This is a genomic window from Pseudoalteromonas prydzensis (assembly GCF_011050055.1).
GTDB classification, from domain to species: domain Bacteria; phylum Pseudomonadota; class Gammaproteobacteria; order Enterobacterales; family Alteromonadaceae; genus Pseudoalteromonas; species Pseudoalteromonas prydzensis_A.
Map to the genome: position 1 here is coordinate 1 of NZ_DRGM01000105.1, position 4,052 is coordinate 4,052.

At 39.1% G+C, this 4,052-nt stretch carries 1 protein-coding gene and 1 pseudogene; both read left to right on the plus strand.

Features of this window, described 5'->3' with window-relative positions; genetic code table 11:
* Positions 1 to 361 (plus strand): annotated as a pseudogene (locus ENH88_RS09815) (fructose-bisphosphatase class I); the annotation flags it as partial.
* Between the two features lie 462 nt (positions 362 to 823).
* Complete coding sequence (locus ENH88_RS09820; protein WP_304182091.1) at positions 824 to 3,559, plus strand: poly(beta-D-mannuronate) lyase; 2,736 nt, start codon at positions 824 to 826, stop codon at positions 3,557 to 3,559.
* Positions 3,560 to 4,052: the final 493 nt, after the last annotated feature.

A 4,052-nucleotide genomic window follows, 5' to 3' on the forward strand; every position in this document is an offset into this window, starting at 1 on the left:
CTACCGTTATTGGGACGAACCAACTCAAGTGTATTTTGATAAATTGCTATACACCTGTGAAAGCTTTGAAAAAAGCTCAATGCGCTGGAATGCAGCGATGGTAGGCGACGTTCATCGTATTTTATGCCGAGGTGGCTTGTTTTTGTACCCACAAGATAAACGCAGTGGTAACGATAACGGAAAAATAAGACTGCTTTATGAAGCAAACCCACTAGCACTTTTAGTTGAAAACGCAGGTGGTAAAGCAACTTCTAGAGGAACGCGTATTTTAGATATTGCGCCAACGAGCTTGCATCAACGCGTGCCTGTTGCTTTGGGCTCAAATGAGCCTGTAGAGTTTTATAATAACGCTATTTTATAAAACAGTACTTAATAAAAAAGGGGCAAAAAAATAGCCCCTTTTTTACTCTTATTTTTCATTCTCTCTGTAAATAATCCTTTCTATACAAACTCACTTCATTTCTTAATTTTCTTATAGTCTTCAAATAAGAATACTTTATATATATTAGATAAATCTGATTTACTTAACCTCATGTAAAAACAATTTTTTTGCTCTAAAGTTATGTTTTTTCGCAGTAATTATACATGATTGAATTCAATTTTTTACTAGGGAAATAGTGTGCGGTTAACTTTATGTTTATTTATTGTTATTTATTTGAGTGGGTGTAGTGGAAAAAGTTATTTTATTATGGTTATATTACCAAGTTGGTTAACAATTTATTTGCAACTCAAATAAATTTGGTAATACACACGTGAATTATTTGGTAACACACACAATAGATAACCAAATAGTAAAACCATAAATTTGGAGAATAGAGCCACCATGAAATTAAAACATTTTGCGCTATGCGCTATTGCAGCAGCAATAGTTGGTTGTGACACAAACTCAAACAATAATGACAACAACTTGGGCTCTATTGCTCTTAGTGGAACAGTTACAAGCGGACAAACATTAACGGCAGAAGTTAGTGACCCTGATGGCATCTCAGGTGACGTGACTTACTATTGGTATGCAGATGGTGAGACAATTGCAGGTGCAAATAGCGCTTCATTTACACTGACTGACGATCAGATAGGCTTACCAATTACTGTTCAAGGGCTTTATACCGATGATGGCGGTATTAATGAATCACATATTACAGAACCAACCGCAGATGTTGCCGCAATCGCATTTCCTGCAAGTTTAACCATTGCGGGTGACGCGCTAGTTGGTTCGCAACTAACAGCCAATGTAGCTGACGAAAACGGTTTTGATGGCGATACAGTAACTTATAAATGGTTTGCTGATGACGTAGAGATTGCAGATGAAGCACTTTCAACGCTCACGTTAACAGACGCACAGTTTGGTACAGTTATTACAGTTAGTGCATCTTTTGAAGATAGCCGCGGGTTTGCTGAATCTGTTACATCTACTGGAACACAAGTTGTAGCACGAACAAATTCAGAAGGCCAAGTTACAATTAGTGGCACGCCAACTGTTGGCAATACATTAACAGCAGAAATTGCAGATACCGATGGAGCAACCGGAGATATAACTTATCAGTGGCTTGCTGATGCACAAGAGATAGTTGGCGAGACAGAAAGTACCTTTACAGTTGATGCATCACTTTTAGGTCAAAAGATAAGTGTTCAAGTTGCTTATACAGATGATAATGGATTTATCGAGGATAATACGTCTGAGGAAACAATTGCTGTTTCTGCTGTTGCGGTTGACGAAGCCGGTAGCGTCGCAATTATTGGCGTAGCACCTTATTTGACAAGTGGCGAGTTAACAGCTGAGATAACTGATAACAATGGTGTTGAAGAGGCAAACGTTACTTATACTTGGTCTGCTGATGGCGTTGAAGTAGCCGACAGTAATAGTAAAACATTTACACCAGCTGCTTACGCTGGCTCAATAATGTCGGTAAAAGCTACGTATACGGATAACGATGGCTTTGCGAGTGAGGTTACAAACTCACTTGATACATTGGTTTACACACAATTAGTTAGTAACCCTGAAGCACTCCTTGGTGCTTTAAGCGGCGGTTTAGCTGATGGTGATTTTATTGGCTTAAACACCGGTGTTTATGCTGATATGGATGCAATTTTATTAACCAGTGCAGTAACGCTTCGCGCTGTAGAAGGTCAAACTCCTGTACTTAGCGGTGAAGTATGTGTACATGTAGCTGCTGGAGTAGATGGCGCTGGATTAACAGGGCTTACCTTTAAGAATATAGATACTAAAGCGGGTGCATTTTGTGAAGCCGAAGAAGATGCTGTTATTTACTCAGAAGGCGATAACTTTACTTTTTCGCAAAACACAATAGATGGCGATGAAGCAACGCTAAACAACTCTACTTATCATTGGTTAATGCTAAAAGGTAAAGGCGCTTTAATCGAACGTAATACATTTTCTAATCGTAATTTTGCTGAAAATGGCTCCGTGATTAAAATGGCATCTGCAAGCTCGGATCACGTTATCGAATATAACTTGTTTAGTGGCACTAGTAGCAATCCAAACTTTGATAACTCTAGCTTACATTTAATTAATGTTGGCAGTACTACAGGCTCGGACGCAGCAGAGAACACTAATTTTACTATTCAATACAACCGAGTAGAAAACTTTGTAACGGGTCGTCGTTTAATGCGAGTGCAAACATCGGGTGCAACCATCAAAGGCAATACAATTGTAAATCCTAATGGTGGTATTTCACTAGAAGATGGTGGCTTCAACAGTGTTACAGATAACGTTATTATCCGAACTACCGATATTGCAAGCTCTGATGACCGCCCAGCGGGTATATTAATTACACCACTTGGTCACACCGTAAGTAACAACTACATTGCAGGTATTCGTTCGGGTAATAAAGAAGCGGGCGGTATTGTATTTACAGCTAACCCATTTTCTCAAGCTGACGGCGGTGTGCCAAACTCGGGTAACCAAGCTGTGCTTGATAGTGCTGGTGACTTTACACTAAATGTAACAAATAATACGGTTTTGAACTCACAGCAGCCTATCGTATTTAGTACTGAAATAGGTTCGCGTGCCCCCGTTAGTGACTGTGATGATCTAACAGCCGCTGATACACCAGTGCTTTATGGTTTAACTAAAAACGCATTTAAAATAACCTTTAATGGTAATTTAATCGCTAATGGTTTAGGTGATCAAACAGACGAAGGCACAATAAATAGCAGTGCTACAACTCAAGGCTTATTTTACCCAAATACACTTGAAAGTGACCATGCTTTTGAATATGACTGTGACTTAATTAATCATGATAGTTCGGTGCTAAGTAACAACTTTGGTTATATGGATAGTCGAGTATCAGGCGATGCAAGCGGGGACTGGGTTGAAATTAGAAAACTAAACGGTAATGGCGCATTCGATACTGATGGTGCAATTGACCAAGACCCAGCAACGAATGGTAAAGAAGTGCTTGAGTACGTTACAGCAACAAGTACGTTATTAGAAACTGACCCTGCAGGCCTTCAGGCAGAGGCGGGTGCTAAAGGGCTGCATTATATTCAATCATCTGAAGTAGGTGTTGGATCTACATGGGAAATCCAAAACGATTAAATAACCAATTAATCAGTTAACTTTTAAAAGCCCCAAATTTGGGGCTTTTTTATTGTTTATACTTTTCAACACACTTTAATTTAGCCTACATAACTCATTTATGGACTAGTTTAGAGGTGTTTATATTCTAGTAAAAAACCTGCCTGACCTGCTGGTAATGCCGTTATGTAAAAATTGGTATACCTTATGGTAATATTAAAACGCTAAATTGGTTGATCATATGACTGCGTTTGAGTATATTAAAGTCAAAGGTCACATAAAATATACATAAGCATAACAAGCTAACACACTAAAATCACACAACAACAACCAGCGGAGAATTCAAATGTCGTTGAAGTCACGAGATAGCAATAATTCTACAACAGGGCAGTTTGCAATGCGCCCAGTTGCAAAATGGGTAAGAACAGCGGTCATCGCAGGTATGGCAAGTTCTTGCGTATTTACAGCAAGCGCACAAGAAGATCAGGGAAAAGCGACAGAAGTTGAAGAAGAC